General features: G+C 42.7%; 1 protein-coding gene. It reads right to left on the bottom strand.

Features of this window, described 5'->3' with window-relative positions; genetic code table 11:
- Positions 1-5: 5 nt before the first annotated feature.
- On the bottom strand, positions 6-536 hold the full coding sequence (locus R8O10_RS24895; protein WP_228513978.1) for a cytochrome b: 531 nt from the start codon (positions 534-536) through the stop codon (positions 6-8).
- Positions 537-745: the final 209 nt, after the last annotated feature.

Below are 745 nucleotides of genomic sequence, written 5' to 3'. Positions count from 1 at the left end.
TCTTATCAAGCTTTGCCCAACATTCTCAGCAACGTTCCGTCCTGCTTAATAAAGTGATGCATAAAGCTGGCACCAAGGTGCAAAACCAATAGGAATGGCAACAACGCTTCACCACTAAACTCGTGGATCCCCTCGCCCAGATCTTTCAGCATGTGTATTTCTCTGCCAGAACTCACTAATTCAAAACCAAACAGGCTCAGACCGTACCCTTCTCCTACAGAAACCGCGATACCAGACAAAGGCAACACCACAGTTAAGGCCAAAAGAGAGTACATAACCACAGCCGCCGCGATAGACTCAAATTTACTTCTTTCAGTCATAGGTTTTGGCATACCCGCAATGAGTCTCCCAACTAACCTAGGCACGCTCAAGGCTAAGACTAAAAGTCCGAATGACATGTGAGCATTAAAAAGTAAGTTGTTTGATTCATCATCCATAACTAGACCAGAAATGAGTACCGCAATCATTCCAAGCCCGATAACCCAATGGAAAAACATCATTGATTTTGAGATTGCATTGTTCGTTTTCGCGTCCATCTTCTTTCTCCATGTAAAAGACATGGTTATTCTTCACATGAGCCATGAATAAAAGATGAATACTTTATTCAGACAAACCACTCTCAGACGAACTAAACAGGTCGCCGCCCTCTAGTTGTGGTCCGTGTTGATACGATAAAAATAAAAACTTACGCCCATACTCAATATCCTTCCACACCCTCACTCTTATACTCTTTCCCAAAATGAGT

It is taken from the genome of Vibrio sp. 1727 (assembly GCF_033344415.1).
Lineage (GTDB): Bacteria > Pseudomonadota > Gammaproteobacteria > Enterobacterales > Vibrionaceae > Vibrio > Vibrio alginolyticus.
The sequence above is the reverse complement of the archived record's forward strand: the minus strand, read 5'-3'. Positions and strand labels throughout refer to the sequence as shown.